General features: G+C 69.9%; 18 protein-coding genes and 2 pseudogenes. 11 read left to right on the top strand and 9 right to left on the bottom strand.

The genetic code is table 11. The features are described from left to right. The first annotated feature begins 92 nt into the window (after positions 1-92). The 3 genes from ABGB18_RS38905 (at position 93) to ABGB18_RS38895 (ending at position 2224) form a co-directional block, all read left to right on the top strand. Positions 93-566: a helix-turn-helix transcriptional regulator gene (locus ABGB18_RS38905; protein ID WP_347700686.1), complete on the top strand. Its 474-nt coding sequence runs from the start codon at positions 93-95 to the stop codon at positions 564-566. 100 nt (positions 567-666) lie between these two features. Further along, positions 667-1824: a hypothetical protein gene (locus tag ABGB18_RS38900; protein WP_347700685.1), complete on the top strand. Its 1158-nt coding sequence runs from the start codon at positions 667-669 to the stop codon at positions 1822-1824. 172 nt (positions 1825-1996) lie between these two features. Next, positions 1997-2224 carry a hypothetical protein gene (locus tag ABGB18_RS38895; protein ID WP_347700684.1) on the top strand — a complete coding sequence of 76 codons (228 nt, stop codon included), beginning with the start codon at positions 1997-1999 and terminating at the stop codon, positions 2222-2224. 88 nt (positions 2225-2312) lie between these two features. Here ABGB18_RS38895 and ABGB18_RS38890 read toward each other — a convergent pair whose 3' ends face one another. From ABGB18_RS38890 to ABGB18_RS38880, 3 genes are all read right to left on the bottom strand, one after another. Then, a complete protein-coding gene (locus tag ABGB18_RS38890) occupies positions 2313-2462 on the bottom strand; it encodes a hypothetical protein (RefSeq protein WP_347700683.1) in 150 nt (49 codons plus the stop codon). Positions 2463-3014: 552 nt separating this feature from the next. Then, positions 3015-4040, bottom strand: a complete 1026-nt coding sequence (locus ABGB18_RS38885; protein ID WP_347700682.1) for a serine/threonine protein phosphatase — start codon at positions 4038-4040, stop codon at positions 3015-3017. Between the two features lie 262 nt (positions 4041-4302). Further along, a complete protein-coding gene (locus ABGB18_RS38880) occupies positions 4303-4842 on the bottom strand; it encodes a TetR/AcrR family transcriptional regulator (protein ID WP_347700681.1) in 540 nt (179 codons plus the stop codon). 126 nt (positions 4843-4968) lie between these two features. On the opposite strand from ABGB18_RS38880, the gene ABGB18_RS38875 reads away from it, so the two are divergent. Next, positions 4969-5850 (top strand): SDR family oxidoreductase, encoded by an 882-nt coding sequence (locus tag ABGB18_RS38875; RefSeq protein WP_347700680.1) that lies wholly within the window; start codon positions 4969-4971, stop codon positions 5848-5850. Positions 5851-5991: 141 nt separating this feature from the next. Next, complete coding sequence (locus tag ABGB18_RS38870; protein ID WP_347700679.1) at positions 5992-7200, top strand: hypothetical protein; 1209 nt, start codon at positions 5992-5994, stop codon at positions 7198-7200. A gap of 62 nt (positions 7201-7262) precedes the next feature. On the opposite strand, the gene ABGB18_RS38865 is transcribed toward ABGB18_RS38870, so the two are convergent. Continuing rightward, positions 7263-8138, bottom strand: coding sequence for a hypothetical protein (locus ABGB18_RS38865; protein ID WP_347700678.1), 876 nt, complete (start codon positions 8136-8138; stop codon positions 7263-7265). Between the two features lie 176 nt (positions 8139-8314). Between ABGB18_RS38865 and ABGB18_RS38860 the strand changes: the two genes are divergently transcribed. Then, on the top strand, positions 8315-10684 hold the full coding sequence (locus ABGB18_RS38860; protein ID WP_347700677.1) for a CehA/McbA family metallohydrolase: 2370 nt from the start codon (positions 8315-8317) through the stop codon (positions 10682-10684). 173 nt (positions 10685-10857) lie between these two features. Here the strand turns inward: ABGB18_RS38860 and ABGB18_RS38855 are convergent, their stop codons facing one another. Further along, positions 10858-10983 carry a hypothetical protein gene (locus ABGB18_RS38855; protein ID WP_347700676.1) on the bottom strand — a complete coding sequence of 42 codons (126 nt, stop codon included), beginning with the start codon at positions 10981-10983 and terminating at the stop codon, positions 10858-10860. Between the two features lie 57 nt (positions 10984-11040). Between ABGB18_RS38855 and ABGB18_RS38850 the strand changes: the two are divergent. Further along, a pseudogene (locus ABGB18_RS38850) lies at positions 11041-11414 on the top strand (VOC family protein). A 121-nt stretch (positions 11415-11535) separates the two neighbouring features. Here the strand turns inward: ABGB18_RS38850 and ABGB18_RS38845 are convergent. Then, a complete protein-coding gene (locus ABGB18_RS38845) occupies positions 11536-12300 on the bottom strand; it encodes a maleylpyruvate isomerase family mycothiol-dependent enzyme (protein ID WP_347700675.1) in 765 nt (254 codons plus the stop codon). Positions 12301-12486: 186 nt separating this feature from the next. On the opposite strand from ABGB18_RS38845, the gene ABGB18_RS38840 reads away from it, so the two are divergent. Together ABGB18_RS38840 and ABGB18_RS38835 are read left to right on the top strand one after the other, a co-directional pair. Next, entirely contained in the window at positions 12487-13083 is a 597-nt protein-coding gene (locus tag ABGB18_RS38840) for an XRE family transcriptional regulator (RefSeq protein ID WP_347700674.1), read from the top strand. Positions 13084-13255: 172 nt separating this feature from the next. After that, positions 13256-14062, top strand: coding sequence for a hypothetical protein (locus tag ABGB18_RS38835; protein ID WP_347700673.1), 807 nt, complete (start codon positions 13256-13258; stop codon positions 14060-14062). Here ABGB18_RS38835 and ABGB18_RS38830 read toward each other — a convergent pair. Continuing rightward, positions 14055-14249, bottom strand: a complete 195-nt coding sequence (locus ABGB18_RS38830) for a hypothetical protein (protein ID WP_347700672.1) — start codon at positions 14247-14249, stop codon at positions 14055-14057. The two genes, ABGB18_RS38835 and ABGB18_RS38830, sit on opposite strands and share 8 nt — an antisense overlap. 2 nt (positions 14250-14251) lie before the next feature. Beyond that, entirely contained in the window at positions 14252-14899 is a 648-nt protein-coding gene (locus ABGB18_RS38825) for a dihydrofolate reductase family protein (protein ID WP_347700671.1), read from the bottom strand. Between the two features lie 107 nt (positions 14900-15006). Between ABGB18_RS38825 and ABGB18_RS38820 the strand changes: the two are divergent. Beyond that, a pseudogene (locus ABGB18_RS38820) lies at positions 15007-15183 on the top strand (LysR family transcriptional regulator); the annotation flags it as partial. A 132-nt stretch (positions 15184-15315) separates the two neighbouring features. Here the strand turns inward: ABGB18_RS38820 and ABGB18_RS38815 are convergent. Beyond that, entirely contained in the window at positions 15316-15993 is a 678-nt protein-coding gene (locus ABGB18_RS38815; RefSeq protein ID WP_347700670.1) for a phosphotransferase, read from the bottom strand. Between the two features lie 189 nt (positions 15994-16182). Between ABGB18_RS38815 and ABGB18_RS38810 the strand changes: the two genes are divergently transcribed. Then, positions 16183-16929 (top strand): class I SAM-dependent methyltransferase, encoded by a 747-nt coding sequence (locus ABGB18_RS38810; RefSeq protein WP_347700669.1) that lies wholly within the window; start codon positions 16183-16185, stop codon positions 16927-16929. The last annotated feature ends 2 nt before the right edge of the window (positions 16930-16931 follow it).

The raw sequence follows: 16931 nt of genomic DNA, 5'->3' as shown, positions 1-16931 counted from the left end.
TCCCATAGAATGCCATAGCTTGACATCGAACACCACAACTGTGTGCCGTTATTCTGGCTCAGCACCCATCTGACGGCACAGGGTGGAACAGAATGGCCGAACTCTGCCACACTGGCATGGTGGACCCCAAGGCAGTGCTCGCCGCACGCGTGATGAGCCGCCGCCTCGAACTGGGCCTCAGCATCGACCGGGCCGCCGAGGTGGCGGGCATGTCAGCGACGACCTGGGCGAGGGTCGAGCACGCCAAACAGGTGCAGGCGCTGACGTACGCGGCGATCGAGAGGGTGCTCGGCTGGGAGTCTGGGGGCTGCCGCCAGGTCATGAACGACGGCGCCCCCACTCTGGCCACCCCGCCGGCGGCGGCCCCGACCCCGCAGGCCACGACCGCCACCAAGCGCTACCCGGACAACCCGGTGTTGCAGCACCTGTGGGACACACCCGACCCCTCGCTGACCGACGAGGACCGCGAGGCGCTGATCCAGGTCTACCGGGCGCTGAAGCGGACGTCGGCCGCAGCGGCGTCGCCGGCCCGGCTGCGCGACTCGACCGCGACCGCCTACACTTAATGTAACCATTTGATCACATTCTGCGGACGCGGCTAACAAGCGTCAGCCGCCTGGCGAACCTAAGGCGACGCCCCTCCTGACTCACAAGGTGCCTTCGCAGATGCCCGGCAAAGACGACGACACGACCCGTGAGATCATCCAATCCGCCGTCCAGCGGCTGCAAGCCATCAGCGCGGACGCAAGAGCGATCACCGACCTCACCACGAGGCTGCGCCTTCTCCAGAAGATCGCCGGACTGGAGAAGGCGCTCCAGGCGGCTCTGTCGTTGCGACAGGTCCCCCTTGAGGTCAGCCAGGCACTCCGCGCCCCCCAGTACGAGGTGCAGGCCGTCCACCTCGACGTAGACGGCCGTGCCGCGCACATCGCGTTGCACCCAATGGGCCAGGCGGACGCCGAATACGAACTGGAGGTCTGGGCCGACATCCGTCACGCCGCCGCCGAATGCACAGCGACAGGACAGATGCTGCGCCCCATGAACGCGGCCATCGGAGCCATCCGGCTCGACGACAACCTGCTGATCCTCAACTCCCGGCAGACCCGGGACCAGATGAGAGCGGCGAAAGGAGCCCTCCAACACGGCCTGGTTCTGGCGGCGCCGTTAGCGTGGGCATGGAAGAAGGCCCGGCAGACCCCCAAGCAGGCCGCCGCCGCGGCAGCCGTCGCCCTGGCGATCGCCGCGGGCGCGTGGGTGCTGACCGCCACCTCCAGCCCACCTGAGGTCCGCCCCCGCTTCGAGGCCGCCTTGGACCCGACCGCGACTTACACCGGGCCCGCCGCTGCTCCCAGCACCAGCCGTTCGCCGGCACCGTCGCCCTCACCAAGGGTCGGCACGAGCGGCCAGGCCGACAACCCATCCGATGACGGTCCATCCGATGACGGTGCGGGACGGCCGGCCGCCCGGCCGAACGCCGATCCTGGTCTGCCCCCGCCCACGGCGTCCCGGTCGTCCAGGCCGCCGAGCAGGGAACCGGACCCCTCAGGCAAGGACGAGCAGGACGAGCGCAACCGTGAGGAGCCGCGACCGTCCCCGCCCCCGAAACAGGCCGAGGCGCTCTCACCGTCGACGCGGACCCCATCGCCGGAGCGTTCTTCCCCCTCCACGCCCGCGTCACTCCCCTCCACCTCCGCGCCCACGTCCCAGTCCTCCGCGCAGCCGACAGCGCCGCCCAGCCCGCCCCCCTCGCAACCTCCGGAGCAGGGAGAATGCGACGGGCTGATCAATGTGGAGGTGCCCCCGCTGCTGGAGGTGTGCCTTTGACGCCCTCCCGACACACGGCCGGGTCGTCTCCCTCAGCAGCACGCGTCAGCACCAGCCCCACGAGCGCGACCAGCGAGCAGCCGAGAATCCACGGGCGCCTGAGCTGCGCAAAACCGGACTGGTCGACACCCGGCAGGGGAGCGGCGGCTTCGTACGGCGCGCCCCCCAGCGCATGGAGACGTCGATCGACCCGATCACCCGGCGGCACCGCCCGCAGGACGCCGAGGGCGTCAAGGCGGTGGTCGGGGTGGGCGAGGAACTGCTCGACGGTGGCCACGCCGGGCACGACGATCGGCACCTGGGTGGCCGTCCAGTGCCCTGGACGAGCTCGTATCTCTGCTCGGGCCAGGCAGTGGTGGCCAGGATGTCCAGTAGCGCTGGGCCAGGCTTTCCGCTCTGACGGGTCTTGGCCGCAGGTCTCTGGTCGATGGCTGGGGACATGCGTAGGCCCGGAGACCCCCCTGGGTCTCCGGGCCGGGCGAGAGCGATCAGCAGGTGTGCCAGGGCTCCCCGCAGGGGATCGGGGCGGCGTTCGCGGCGGAGGCGGTCATCGCGCTGGAGAGGGCCAGTCCGCCGGTGCCGGCGATCATGGTGATGAGGACGATCCTGATGGCCTGGATGCTGAGTCGCTTGCTCATTTTCTGCCTGCCTTTGGTTTCGTCCGGCAGCCCCGCCGGCTCCCGATCAGGTGAACTGCCGCAACATTCACAACGGGGGCCATCCGCTCCTTATCCGATCTCTTCCACGCTGATATCAGGGCAGGTCGGAAGCGTTTCGCGCCCTCTTCCCCCGCTCTCGTGCACCCCGGCGGGCGGCATTATGCGAGATCACGGCCCGCTGTCCGGCCGGATAACGCGGAAGGCCATCGGGATAGCGCGGCGAAGGCGATCCGATTGCGCGCCCCGGCACATTCACCGCGCGGGCCGGCGTGGAATTCGGCACGGTGGCGGCACCGGCCGGCAACGACAGCCGGGCGGAGTCAAGGCCGCTGAGACACTCAGGGACAGGTGGACTCGGGATGGGCAGAGCCGTTCGATCGCGAGGCGGCGTCCACGGAAGGTCAGCGGCCGCCATCAAGGCACGCCTTGAACACGCCGCCCTCAGCGGCCGGCGCGTCCAGCCAAGGCCGGCAGGCGACGACGGCTCCGCCACGGCCTGGCACGACCGACCAGGCGACGCCATCGAGGGCATCATCGCATTGCGCTCATGGCGTGGTCGATCTTCTCGCTGGGATACGGCGTGGTCCTGCTGGTGCCGTACAGGTCCCAGTAGAAGTCGTTCATGGCCGCCGCCACGGGCGCGTATCGGCGGATCACCGCGGCCACAGTCGGCGGGGCACCTGTGGGGTCCGCGCCGTTCGCGCACGCGCGGATGTAGGCGTTGCGTTGTGCCGGGATGCCGATTTGCGGCACCGTCACTCCGCCGACGTTGACGACGAGCCAGTTGACCAGCCGCATCAGCGCGTAACCGATGTCGTGGGTCCGGTTGCGCTCCAGGAAGTCGATCTCCTGCTTGGACAGGTCGAACCGGGAGGAGGTCGCCAGCCCGAAGTCGGCGATGTACAGGCGTTCACCATCGGTGAGGATGTTGCCGAAGTGGCTGTCGAAGTGCATCAGCTCCTGGCCGTTCATGAAGGCCACGTCGGTCAGCAGGCACGACTCGACCATGGCACTTGCCGCGATCGCAGCGTCCTGGCCGGCGGTGAGCTGATCGGCGAGCCAGTTGTCGAGGTTGTAGGGGATGAACTCCTGAAACAGCACGATGCCGGCCGAGGCCCGGGCAAGGGCGTGGAGACGATCCCGTACTGCCGGCGATCCATCCCAGTACCGCACGACCGCCTCGACGTCGGCGTGCTCATCGATGGGTCGCGGCGCTCCCGGCAGCACCCGCCAGTGATACAGCAGCGGAAAGGCCGCGCTGCGCCCGGCCAGGACCCAGTTGGTCGCCATGACGTTGGCCGCGAGTTCACGCCAGGCACCGAAGCCCGGCGCGGCGAGAGCGGTGAGTCCGTACTGGCAGACCGGGGGCATCCCGAAGAGGTTCGCGGTGGACATCACGTTGCCGGTGCGGCGCTCCAGGTCGGTCAGTGGGATTCGCTTGGCGAAGACCGGCACGCCGTCGACGGTCAACAACGCCGAGCTACCGCCTACCCCTGAGCCGAGAGACCGCGCCTGCTCCAGCGACTCGCCGAGCTGCCGGTCACTGTGCAACGCCAATGCGCTCGCGACATCTCCGTATCTGCTGACACGCTCCGCGTGGGACATGTCCAAGCGTGTGTCTTGCGGCTCCAACGGCGGGCACCCTTCTGATCAACTTCGCGTGTCCGACGCTACACCGGTGACGTCGCGCGGATCGTACTTGACTGGTCGTGGGGGACCGCCGGGGGCCGGGAACCGGCCCACCGCCGCCCAGGAGAGATGACTGGAAGTCGCTCTCCGCACCTATCGGCTGCGGTGATGAGCGGGGGCGGTCGTCCGGTCAGCCCAGCGAGGCGCTCGCCGCACGCAGCTCGTCCAGGGCCGCCAGGGTGTATCCGGCGAGCTCGTCCTTGGCGTCACGGTCGCCCTCGGACCATTCGGCGTATCCCCGTTTGAAGGCGAGGACGCCCAGCTCGCCCGCGAGAGCCGCGGTCGGATCGGGCACGCCGCGGGCGACCAGAGCGGCTGTCATCGCGGCCGCGAGGCTGACGCTCTTGAGGGCGTCACGCTCCTGAAGCTCGGCGTTGGCGGCGACGGCCGCCTTCAGGCGGGTGGCGAGCTCGCGATTCATGGGGCCCATCGCGCTCGATGCGCGCTCGAGACCGGCCGCGACCGCCTCCAGCGGGCTGGCGTTGCCGGGCGCCTCGGCGATCCCCTCGGTCAGCAGCCGGCTCAGCGTCTCCTGTCCGGCCACCAGCAGCTCGCGCTTGTCAGGGAAATACCGGAAGAAAGTGCTTTTGGTGACCCCGGCACGCTCGGCGATCTGCGCGACCGTCGTGGCGTCGTATCCCTGCTCGGTGAACAGGTCTACGGCAGCCATGACGAGGCGTTCGCGTGCGCCTGGTTCCCACCGTCCCATGGGTCCATCGTACCGTGATGGGACTCTTGTCTCATCACCCTGTTAGAGTGATGAGATAAGAGTCCCATCACTTGAGGGAGAAGTTCCATGCGCGTCTTTGTCACCGGTGGCACCGGTCTGATCGGTTCCGCCGTCGTCGCCGAACTACTCGGCAACGGCCACACCGTCCTCGCGCTCGCCCGGTCCGACGCGTCCGCGCTGGTCGCCAAGGCAGCCGGCGCCGAGCCGCTCCTGGGAGGCCTCGCCGATCTGGACATCCTTCGCGCCGGCGTCGCCCGGGCCGACGGGGTGATCCACCTGGCGTTCACCCACGACTTCAGCAGTCCCGAGGCCATCGCAAGGGCGGTCGCCGAGGAAGGTGCCGCCCTCGCGACCCTCGGCGAGGAACTCGCCGGCAGCGACCGCCCCTTCGTCGCCGCCTCGGGCACGCCCTATGTGCCGGGCCGTGTCTCCACCGAGGCCGACTCGGTGCCGACCGATGGGCCGGTCGGGGGTCGCGGCCGCGCGATCACGGCCGTCCTGGGGCTGGCCTCGCGCGGAGTCAGGAGCACGGCCGTACGCCTGCCGCGTACGGTTCACAACCAGGGCACGGGCGGGTTCGCCGGTTTCCTGACCGACATCGCACGCCGGACCGGAGTGTCCGGATACCCGGGCGACGGCGCACAGCGCTGGCCGGCCGTGCACGCGCTCGACGCGGCAGCCCTCTTCCGGCTCGCCCTGGAGCTGGCGCCGGCCGGTAGCTCCTGGCACGCCGTGGCCGACGAGGGAGACCAGGTGCGTGACATCGCCGCGGTCATCGGCCGGCGGCTGGGGCTGCCGGTCGAGTCGGTGCCGCCGGAGACCTACGGCCCGCTCGGCCCGATCTTCGCGAACGACCAGCCCTCCTCCAGCACCCACACCCGGCAGGCGCTCGGCTGGGAGCCGACGCACCCGAGTCTTCTGGAGGACCTGGAGAACATCCAGCCCTGACCGGGCGACCGGGAAGATCGGGCAGATCCGCTGCCGGCGCTCGCGCCGACGCGGCGAGGTCACCCTCGATCTCATCAAGTCGGGAGGGCGGTGGAGGCCGTTCTCGTCGCATGATCCGAAGTCGATCACTACCATCCTGGCATGCTGAGGGATCAGAACCTCCAAGCCACCATGAACCGGGCGGGACAGCTCAAGCGCGAAGGGCGCATCGACGAATATCGCGAGCTGCTGCGTACCGCCGCCGATGCCGGTCACGCGGCAGCCGCCACGCAACTGGGATGGCTGCACAGCTTCATCCCGGAGTGGAACAGCGTCGGCCTCTTCGATGATCCACGCTCCGGATGGCGATCAGCGGCCGAGTCCTGGCTCCGGCACGCAGGGGAGCTGGACCCCGGCGATCGCGACGCGGCCAGACTGCTGGCCGCGCTGCTCCTGTGGCAGGTACGCGAAATGCGAGCCCATGACCCATATGACGGCGACTGGGTCGACGAGATCGACGACGATGAGGAGGAACCCGAGGAGATCTGGGCAACGGCCATCAAAGGCCGGCACGACGAGGCCGTACGGCTGCTGGAGCACGTGTTGCGGACCGATCCGACGGACGCGTCGGCCGCGGTCGGCCTGCTGGCGGTCCGGGAGGCCGACTGGACATCCCACCTCATCGAGCACTCGATCTACCAGTCTCCGCTGCCGGACTCCGATTCCGAAGGGCGCCGGCTGCTGGAGGAACTGGTCACCGCGGCACGGCAGGCAGTCTCGATCGATCCAGGAGATTCCCTCGCCGTGGGGCTGCTCGCCACCGCCCTGCGATGGCAGCGGCACCCGGAGGCCGTGGAATGGTCGAGGCGGTTCCAGACATTGCGCACTGAGATCCGCTGGCGAGGAGGGACACCCGCGGAGAAGGGCCACCTGCCCACACACGGCAGGTTCAGCTGGTACCTGTTGGAGATCACCTACGACGCCGATCCACTGCATGGCGACGTCGTCACGGACACAGTGGTCACCGCTGATCTCGATGTCCTGCGCTGGGCCTGCGACCGTCATCTCACGGCTCGCCTCAAAGCAGTCCTCCAGGGCGGAGACGGTGACAGCGGATCGGTCGAACTGGCGATGTTCGAGGAAGGCGAACTACTGGCCAACATCGACCTCACACCGCATCTGCGGATCGGGGACGACGGGGTGCCCCGCATCGACTGGACGGCCGACTCGCTGCCGTCTTTGACGCTGGCGGGCGAACCACTCCCGCCCGGACACCCGGTGACCGATGCGCCGCGGATGACGGTCATCCCGTACGGCCATACCGATGGCACGTCCCCCGGCTGGCAGTTCGGCGTGATCACTCTCGCTTGAAATCCGGGAAGCGATCGTGGTCGCATGTCGGGCCCTGGGCCGGTTCGGGTGTGCGTGAGGGGTCAAACCTTGAGGGTGCGGGTGAGCCAGTCGTAGATGATCGGCATGACCTGCGCCAGTTTGGTGACGGCGCAGTGGCCGGTGCCGGGGATGAGTTCGACGCGGGTGTCGCGCCGGCCTTGGAAGACGAGGGTGTCGTGTCGCGGCACGTGGACGTCGTCGGCGCCGTTGATGACGAGCATGGGCGCGTTGGCATCCCGGTCGAACAGGGGGCGCAGGGTGAAGGTGGAGAGTTGCGCGGCCACCTGGCCGGGGGTGGGGATGGCGTCGTAGCCGAGGGCGTTGCCGACGATGCCCTCCATGCCGTGGGCGAAGGAACGGCCGGCGGTGAAGGCGGCTTCGACGGGGCCGCCGAGGTCGACGGCGGCGTCCACCGAGCCGGTCAGGCCGGTGGTGGCCGAATAGTGGCCGCCCATGGACAGGCCGAAGTGGGCCACCTGGCCGTTGCCGATGGTGCGGGCGTGGGCGATGAGGCCGTCGATGATCTCGGTGCCGCCGTCGTGGGTCATGGGGACGTGGCTGGTTTCGCCGGTGCCGGCGAGGTCGAAGGCCAGGATCCGGGTACGTGGGAAGGTGGGGGCGGCCCGCTGGTATTGCTCGGCCTGGTGGGCCAGCGCGCGGCGCATGGGCTGGTTGGCCAGGGTGGGGAACTTGGCGTTGCCGTAGGCCGGCACGGCCAGGTCGTGCCGGCCCTCGCCGGCGTAGCGGCCGGCCAGCCGCGACCACTCATACGCCCAGCCGCCCGGGGTGTCGGCCCACATGTCGGTGACGGCCGCGCGGACGGCGTCGATGTCGGCGGCGGGCAGCCCGAGGCCGAGCATCTGCGGGTAGCGCTCGGCGAACAGGTCGTGCGGGTCAAGGGGCCACTCGTACGACATGGCGCTTTCCTCTCATCACCGCGGTGGCCGGCATTTTCGGCGGCCGGCGGAGCGTCCGGGGTTCGCAGAGTCGTTTGTCCGGTGGACCTAGCGCGTTCTCCTTTATGACCATTTTATGGCGTACCGTCCCAGCCGCACCTTCAACGCAAACCTACATATGCTGGGAGCACCGTCCCGTGGGTCTTTCCACCTGGCATCGCCGGCTCATGGCCGTCACGGCCGCAACCGTGACCGCCGCCGTGGCCGCGACATCCAGCCCCGTCCTCTCCGCCGAGGCCGCCACTCAGACCGAGAAGGCCCCGGCCGTCTCGACTTCCGACCTCAGGGCGCCCCGCGAGCGCGAGCTCATCGGCGCGCTGCACGAGCACAGCGGTTACTCCGACGGATGGCCCGGCTCAAGGCCCACCGACTACTACACCTCGGGGCGCGACCGGCACGACCTGAACTTCGTCGGGTCGAGCGAGCACACCTCGAACGTCAACTCGCCGCTCGTCTTCAACGAGGAGTGCCTGGACCCGCGGGTCGCGCCGAGCTGCCAGAACGCCGATCCGGTCAACCCGCTCGACGCGCTGCGCAAGTGGGACGCGACGCTCGAACAGGCCGCCGCCGCGACCGACCCCGAGGAGGACTTCGTCGCCTTCCGCGGGTTCGAGTGGACCTCGGACCGCATGGGCCACATCAACGTCTACTTCTCGTCCGAGAACTCGCTGCCGGAGACCGACGGCGGCAACATCGCGATGGATCGCTTCTACGACTGGCTGACGACCACCGGCAAGGACGGCCTGGCGGTGTTCAACCACCCGGGCGACAAGACGTTGTGCGGCCCGCTGCGCTGCGATGTCCGCAGCGACCTCGGCTTCGGCTGGGAGGACTTCAAGTACTTCCCGAAGGCCGACGACCAGATGGTCGGCATCGAGGTCTTCAACGGCGGCAGCGACTTCGGCACGCCGCCCGGCCACAACGCCCCGCCCGAGGGCTGGTACGCCCGCGCGCTCGACAAGGGCTGGCACGTCGGCGCGATCGGCGCCGAGGACAACGGGCACAACCGCACGGACGACTGGGGCGGCTCGCAGTACGCCAAGACCGTCGTCCTGGCCAAGGCCAACACCGCGAAGGACATCAAGCGCTCGATGGCCGACCGCCGCTTCTACGCGGTGCTCGACAACGCGCTGCGACTGGACTTCACGATCGACGGGCACGGCATGGGCGAGCGGATCCACGCCAACGGCAGGCGGCCGCTGGCGATCAACGCGCACGTCCGCGGTTCAAGCACGCCGCTGCAACTGGAGCTTGTCAGCAACGGCGGCCAGGTGGTCGCCGACGCGACCGGTGACCGGCTCAACGCCTCGCTCAAGGCGGCCGACGACACCTGGTACTTCCTCCGGGTCCGCCGCGACGGGCGTCCGGTCGCGTATTCCAGCCCGATCTGGGTCAACGACGGCAAGCAGGCGGGCCCGCCGAACGCGTCCGGGGGCGATCTGAGCACCACGGGCGGCCGCTGGCTGGCGGGCGACCTGAACGTCCACAGTTGCTTCTCCAGCGACGTCTACTGCGCCGGGACCGACGACGCGAGCGAGGCCGACCCGTTCCGCCAGGGCGTCGACGTCCGCTCGCGCTTCGCCGAGGCGGGCGGCCGCGGGCTCGACTACCTCGCGGTCACCGACGACGACGACGTCCGCTCGGCGAGCGCGCGGGGCTCCGGCAGCCACGGCGTGCTCGCGATCCCCGGCTACGAGGACCAGGTCAAGGGCGAGGCCCACGTGCTCGGCGTGGACAAGCTGCTCGACAACGGCGACCGTTCCGCCGCCGCGATCAACGCGCTCGCGGACGACGTACGCGCGAAGGGCGGCCTCCTCCAGATCGACCACCCCGGCTACAAGATCACCGCGCCGTTCACCGGCTGCGACACCTCGACGCTCACCTGGGGCTACGGGTACGACGTGCGGCCGGACACGATCGAGGTCTGGAACCCGAGTTCGAGCATCCGCGCCGCCGAGGACTACCTCGACTGCTGGCTCCAGCGCGGCGCACGCGTCGGGCTGACCGGCGGCAGCGACGCCCAGACGCAGTACGGGCAGCCGCAGGGCGCCGGCTATCCCACCACCTGGGTGCTCGCCCGCGACCGCTCGGCGGGCGCCGTGCTCGACGCGCTGCGCGCCGGCCGTACCAGCGTGTCCGCGCTGCCGCCGTCCGCAGGCGGGCGCCCGCTCGTGATCGAGGCCGAGCGCGGCGGGCGCTTCGTGCCCGTCATCGGCGACGACGCCCGCCCGGGCGAGAAGCTGCGGGTGCGCTCGCTCGACCCGCTCGCCGACGGCGCGCTGCGCGTCCTCGCCAACGGCCAGACGCTGCTCGACCAGCACCTCACACGTGACGGGGCGATCGAGTTCACCGCCCCGGCCCAGCCGGGCTGGTTGCGCGCCGAACTGCGCCTCGGCAACGACCTGCTTGAGCAGACCCCGCTGTGCGGGCAGATCGACGCCGACGTGAACCTGTGCCCGTACGACGCGGCGATGGTCGCGATGACCTCGCCCGTCTACGTTCGCTGATCTGTCGGTCTCGGTACCGCCCCGGCTGTGGGCGTTGGTGACCGGCCGGATCACCGGTGCCGCCGCGAGTGCCGACGGGGCCGGTCACCATCTGGTATGGAGGAAGGTCAACGAGGTCTGGGTCAAGGCCGCCATCGGCGGCGTACCAGGGGCCTGCTGACCGGGCCGGCCGTTCAGCTCAGTTGCTGGACGGCCAGGCCGTGGTCACCGCCGGCGGCGATGAACGTGAGACCGGAGCTCCACACGATCGGGAACACCGGCATCGGCACGGGCACGCCGGAGGTGTACCGCAAGGCCATGCTGTGGAACCAGCCCGCCTCGATGTGGGTGATTGGCGGCCTGCTATGATGCCGATCATGGCTTGTCGTATCTCCGAGCTGATAATCCCTGCCAGGATGCGCAACGGCTTGCCACGTTCTGGTGCGAGGTGCTGGACTTCATCGTGCTCGACACCGAGGACGAAGGCGCGGTGGAGATCGGGCCACCGGAAGGGTTCGGCGGGTTGCAGCCGACTCTGATCTTCAGCCCCACCACCGAGCCCAAGACGGGCCCGCTGCGGTTGCACTTCGACGTCAACGCCACCGACCGCGATCAGGACGCCGAGCTCGAACGCCTCCTGAAGCTCGGGGCGCGCCCAGCCGACGTCGGTCAGACCGGCGAGGAGTCATGGCACGTCCTGGCTGACCCCGAAGGCAACGAATTCCGTCTCCTGCGAGCCCGCCTGAGCTGAGCATCGAAGCCCGTACCGGCAAAGGCCGATCCGCTCGAAGCGGTCGATCCCGATCCCGGATCGAAGGCGCTGCTCGGACGAGCCGGCACCGAACAGGCCATCGCCGGCCGGACCGCCCAGATCATCGAGACACTCCTGGTTCCCCGGCTGCGCGGCCCCAGCCGGGAGTGGGCGGCTGCGGCCAGACCGGCGGGACCGGCAACCGCTCGTCTGACGTCACACCGTCAGCGGAGGTCCGGCCGCTGAGCCAGCCGAGCAGCACGTGCCCGGCGGCGGCGATGGCGGGCCCGCCAGGGGTGAGTCCCCACCTGCGACCCAGGTCGACCGCCTCGGCCGAGCCGAGAGGGAACCGCTGCGCCTTCAACGTGGCGAGCGTGTCATCGAGAGCCCAGGTGACGTACGAGGCCGGCCAGTCGGCCGTACGGTAGCCGCAGCGCAGGTCGAGATGGTGGGTTTCGAGCTCGCGCAGGCATCGCCACAGGGTGAACCAGGCCGGATGCCGCCACCCCGCCAGCGCCGTGACCAGCCGTGTCCAGGCGTCGGCGGGCATCGTCCGTACCTCCTCCAGAAACCGCTCCAGGCTGAGGCGGAGGTCGGCGGCGAGCTGGGCACTGGTTTCGGCGTTCCCGGGCGGAGGAGCCGGGTCCGGCCTGCCGCCAGGTTGGGAGCACTCACGGGCGGACCGCAGCAACCAGGTGTAGGCGTCGGCGCTGCGTGCGACGTGTACGAGCACCTGACCGCGCGTCCAGGGGGGCACTCCCGACAGGGCGTGCACCTCGGCGTCGGTGAGGGCGGCCGCGGCGCGGATGAGCCGGGTGCCGGATCGGGCGACCTCCTCGGCCAGGCCGCTGACGGCCTCCTCCGGCAACGGTGATGTCGCGCTCACAGGATCACCTGCGGCAGGAGGCCGTGGCCGGCGCTCGCACCAGTGGTGAGCACGGCACCGGTCGTGTTGGCGAAGCTGTCAGAAATGTCGTTCTCCTCACGATGCAGGCCGCGTGTCCATCGGAGCGGGACCGCTCAGATACGCTGCTGGCTGTTGAAGCAGACATAGCTGTTCATTAAAGTAGGCATGGTGGACAGTCCAGTCAACGTCGTCGCCGAGAACCTGCGCCGCCTGCGCGCCGGCAGGCGGCTGTCGATCGTGGAGCTGTCGCGCCGGTCCGGCGTGGCACGCGCCACACTGACCGCGCTGGAGTCCGGCAAGGGCAACCCGACCCTGGACACCCTTTACGCGCTGGCGAAGGTGCTCCACACCCCGCTTGCGGATCTGATCGCCGACTTCCACCCGCCCGGCGTCACCGTGCTGCGTGCCGGCGAGGGCCCCCGCGCGATCGGCACCGCCGCCGACGCCCGCCTGCTCGGCCGCCTCGACCCCCACCTGCGTACCGACCTGTACGAACTCGTCATCCGCCCGGGCGCCGCACAGCACTCCGACGCACACCAGGCAGGGGTGATCGAATACTTCCTCCTCCACACGGGCACGGTTCGCATGGGCCCCGAGGATCAGCCCGTCGCACTCACTCCCGGCGACTATGTGCGCTACCGCGCCGACGTGCCGCACCTCTACGAGGCCGCCGGAGGCGACGCCCGCGGAACGCTCGTCATCCAGACGCCCTTCGACGTGGATCCAGAGACGCGGCACATCATGACGGCCGAAGGCACTTGAGCCGGAGGAGACGACCGTCGCGTTCGATCGGAGCGGCGACCGGTTCTGGGCCGGCCTCCCGGGAGCACATCTGGGATGCCCTCCGGAGGGGCAGAGGTCGGCGGCGCGGCCTCTTGCGCCACTGCCAGACCACCCCCCAGAGCACTCACAGGAGTGCAGTAGCGTTACTGGTGTGTCAACACCCCCGCCGCCTCAGCCCCCGTACGGCGGGCAGCCCACCCCGCCGCCGCCCCGGCCGGCCCCTTACCCCCCTCCGCCCGGCCCGCAACCGTACGGAGCCCCATATCCCCAGCAGCCCAACCCGGCCTGGGGCGGCGCTCCGCCGTTCGGGCCGCCGCCACCGAAGCGGCGCCGGGTCGGTCTCGTTCTCGGCCTGGTGGGCGGCGGCCTCGGCGTGGTCGTGGTGATCGCGGTGGCGTTGGCGGTGATCGGCCTGCGGTCCGGCAGCGGCCTTCCGGATGCCAGATTCGCCCTGACCCTGCCCAAGACCTTGATCGACGGCCGCTTCCAACTCGCCCAGGACCTCTCCGACTCCGAGGGACAGAAGATCGAGGACGAGGCGGGCGCCGGGTATGTCGAGATCACCGACTCGGTGGTCGGCCAGTACACCCTGGGCGGCGATCAGGCCAAGGGCGTGCTGGTGCTCTCCGGCATGTACGGCCGGTTCAGGGACACGAACGTGTCGCGCGAGAACATGCTCAAGGGTGCCGCGGAGGCCGACGGCGTGACCGTGGCCGCGGCCCCGAAGGTTTTCACCCAGAAGGGCATGCCCACGGTCAGCTGCGAAGTCCTGACCCAGAAGAAGCTCGACACCACTGTGACCTACCCCCTGTGCGCCTGGACCGATGACAACACGGGAGCCGCGGTCGGTGTGATCACCCCGAAGTCGGCCGCGCAGGATCCTTCCACCATTGATCTGCAGTTCTATGCGAAGCTCACGCTCCAGGTCCGCTCGGAGACGGTGAAGGCGATCACGTGACCGCTCGCCCCCGGCGCTCGGGCCCTGGTTGACGCCTGACCTCGTCGCGTTCGCGGCCCTGGACCGCGCTGATGAGCTCGGCGGCGCGCTCGCCGATCATCACGCACGGGGCGTGTACGTTGCCGCGTGGGATCGTGGGCATGACCGAGGCGTCCAAGGTCTCCATCTTCAGCTCGGTCGCGCTCACGGTCATCGGCTCCTGGCGGTGAAGGTCAGGTGCGTGACGCCAGACGGCGTCGAGACCGCTTCGATGTGGTACGCCTCCTCCAGCGACTCCAGGCCGTCCCAGAGCCGGACACCGCGGCCGAGCACGATCGGGACCTGAACAACGTGCATGTGATCGACGAGCCTCTCGGCGAGGAAATCGCGGATCACCGAGGGTCCGCCGCCGAGACGAACGTCCTGGCCGCCGGCCGCCTCGCGGGCCCTCTTGAGCGCCTCGGCGGGTGAGGCGTCCAGGAAGTGGTACGTGGTGCCGCCCTCCATCTCGATCGATGGCCGCGGCCGGTGGGTGAGCACGAAGACCGGCGTATGGAACGGCGGGTTGGCGCCCCACGCGCCCCTGTAGTCGGCGTCGTCCTGCCAGCCGGGCGGGCCGAACTTGCCGGCGCCCATGATCTCGGCGCCGATGCCGGGACCGTGCTGCGCGGCGAACGCGTGGTCGGTGCCGCCGCTGCCGCCCCGGCCGCCACCCATCGCATGCCAGAACCGGGTGGCGAACATCCACTCGTGGAGGCGTTCGCCGGCGTGCCCGAACGGGGCATCGGGGGCCTGTCCGGCGCCGGTGGCGAAACCGTCGAGCGAGATCGAGAAGTTGTGAACTCGTACGTCGGACATTGCGTGCTCCTTCGGGGATCAGCTTTCTTGGCGGACATCAGAATGAACCAATAGACTTATGGCGTCTAGTGCAGATATTTCGGCAATTCCATCGATATTCTCGATGAGTGCTCAACCTGATCCATCTCAGGGTTCTGGCCGCGGTGGCGCGACACGGGTCGGTGATCGAAGCGGCGAAAGAGCTGCACGACTCGCAATCGTCGGTCAGTCACCACCTGGCCCGCCTGAAAGCGGCCACGGGCGCCAAGCTCATCCAGCGCGTCGGCCGCGGGATCCGATTGACCCAGGAAGGGCGGCTGCTGTCCATCCGGGCCGGTGAGATCGTGGGACGGGTCGAGGCGGCCACCAACGAGCTGGCAGTGCGGTTCGGCGTCAGGGAGGATCGGCAGCGCGGCCTGGCGGCTGGAGGCGATCGATCAGCGATGGGCCGTTGCGGTGAGGCGTCGCAGTGCGGCCTGGGCGGGTGGGCCCCATGTGGCCTTGCCACCTGGGCGGCCGCGGACGCCGGCTTCCCCGATGTGGATGCCGCCGAGGGCGCGGCGCACCGCCCATCCGCGGGCGCGGCGCAGGGTCGCGGCGTCCGGGTCGGGGATGAGCCCCATCTCGGTGGCCGAGGCGAGCCCCTTGACGAACCCCTCGGAGTAGTCGGCCAACGACCCTCCGCGGTCCCGGCCGGCGGGTGCCCCATCGGGGGCGGGCTGGTGGAGTGCCGTCAGGAAGGCGGCCAAGGCGTCGGCCGCCTCCGCGGCACGGGTGACGGGGGCGCGGTCGGCCGGCTCGCCCGGCACCCAGGTGGTGACGATCCAGGAGCGCGGAAACAGAGCGGAGGGCTCGCCGAGGCGCTGCGGGACGGGAACCGGCAGAGGAAGGCGCGAGGCGAGGGCGGGCAGCCAGGTGTGCTCCTTGCGCAGCAGTTCGTCCGCGTCCTGCGTCGCCCAGGGCAACCGGACGGCGAGGTCGTCGCCGAGCCGCCACAGCTGGTTGTCCCAGCCACGCGCGCCGAGCCTCACAGGGCGATCGGCCAGGTCGGGGTGCTGCTCACGCAGCAGGTCCCGCACCAGCTCCGCGGTGATCTCGACCTCGGTGTACGTCATGCGAAGCAACGATAGCCCGGATGGCGGCCCGCCCGTTTCCTCCGCAGGTGAGCCGGGACGGACGATCTTGACGCCTGGGCGAGCAACGACGATCATCGCAGTGTCGGGCGAAGAGCACCGAGTATCCAGCGCGGCGACGCCAGCGCACGTGCGTGGGGTGGGATCGGCCCCAGTCAGGGAGGCGGCGACATGCCCGGAGCACAGTTGTACGACACCATCGGAGCCACCTACACCGTGACGCGGCGCACGGAGCCGCGGATCGCCGCCAGGATCTGGGCCGCGCTCGGCGACGCGCGAACGGTGTTGAATGTCGGCGCCGGCACCGGCTCCTACGAGCCCCCCGACCGCGACGTCACCGCCGTGGAACCGTCGGCCCTCATGCGGGCGAAGCGACCCGCGGGCGCGGCTCCGTGCGTGGCTGCCAGCGCGGACAGCCTCCCCTTCGAGGACCGGTCCTTCGACGCCGCGATGGCTGTCAGCACCGTTCATCACTGGCAGGACCCGATCGCCGGGCTGCGTGAGATGCGGCGCGTGGCTCGCCGCGTGGTGGTGTTCACGCACGACTCCAGTGACAGCGGATGGCGTCATCGGTTCTGGCTCACTCGCGACTACCTGCCCGAGGTCGCTGACCTCCTGACCGGTCGGCCGTCGCTGGCCGGACTGGCCGACGCGATCGAAGCCCGCATCGAGCCGGTGCCCATTCCGTGGGACTGCTCTGACGGTTTCTTCGAGGCCCACTGGCGCCGGCCCGAGGCGTACCTGGATGAACGTGTACGTCGTGGAGTGTCGGTGTGGGCCAGGGTCGGGCCGGAGGCCGAGCAGCGGGCCGTGCGCAGCCTCCGTGAGGACCTTGACTCAGGCCGGTGGGCCGAACGCAACCGCGACCTCATCGCGCTGGACGCGGCGGAGCTTGGCCTCCGCCTGCTCGTCACCTGACC

It is taken from the genome of Nonomuraea sp. B12E4 (genome assembly GCF_039871825.1).
Lineage (GTDB): Bacteria > Actinomycetota > Actinomycetes > Streptosporangiales > Streptosporangiaceae > Nonomuraea.
This window is presented reverse-complemented; position numbering and strand designations above follow the sequence as displayed.

Coding starts and splice junctions, on each gene's coding strand:
- ABGB18_RS38865 (WP_347700678.1), bottom strand. CDS start 8,138: ATGTCGTACGAGTGGCCCCTTGACCCGCACGACCTGTTCGCCGAGCGC.
- ABGB18_RS38870 (WP_347700679.1), top strand. CDS start 5,992: ATGCTGAGGGATCAGAACCTCCAAGCCACCATGAACCGGGCGGGACAG.
- ABGB18_RS38815 (WP_347700670.1), bottom strand. CDS start 15,993: ATGACGTACACCGAGGTCGAGATCACCGCGGAGCTGGTGCGGGACCTG.
- ABGB18_RS38890 (WP_347700683.1), bottom strand. CDS start 2,462: ATGAGCAAGCGACTCAGCATCCAGGCCATCAGGATCGTCCTCATCACC.
- ABGB18_RS38880 (WP_347700681.1), bottom strand. CDS start 4,842: ATGGCTGCCGTAGACCTGTTCACCGAGCAGGGATACGACGCCACGACG.
- ABGB18_RS38895 (WP_347700684.1), top strand. CDS start 1,997: ATGGAGACGTCGATCGACCCGATCACCCGGCGGCACCGCCCGCAGGAC.
- ABGB18_RS38905 (WP_347700686.1), top strand. CDS start 93: ATGGCCGAACTCTGCCACACTGGCATGGTGGACCCCAAGGCAGTGCTC.
- ABGB18_RS38810 (WP_347700669.1), top strand. CDS start 16,183: ATGCCCGGAGCACAGTTGTACGACACCATCGGAGCCACCTACACCGTG.
- ABGB18_RS38855 (WP_347700676.1), bottom strand. CDS start 10,983: ATGGCCTTGCGGTACACCTCCGGCGTGCCCGTGCCGATGCCGGTGTTC.
- ABGB18_RS38875 (WP_347700680.1), top strand. CDS start 4,969: ATGCGCGTCTTTGTCACCGGTGGCACCGGTCTGATCGGTTCCGCCGTC.
- ABGB18_RS38900 (WP_347700685.1), top strand. CDS start 667: ATGCCCGGCAAAGACGACGACACGACCCGTGAGATCATCCAATCCGCC.
- ABGB18_RS38825 (WP_347700671.1), bottom strand. CDS start 14,899: ATGTCCGACGTACGAGTTCACAACTTCTCGATCTCGCTCGACGGTTTC.
- ABGB18_RS38840 (WP_347700674.1), top strand. CDS start 12,487: ATGGTGGACAGTCCAGTCAACGTCGTCGCCGAGAACCTGCGCCGCCTG.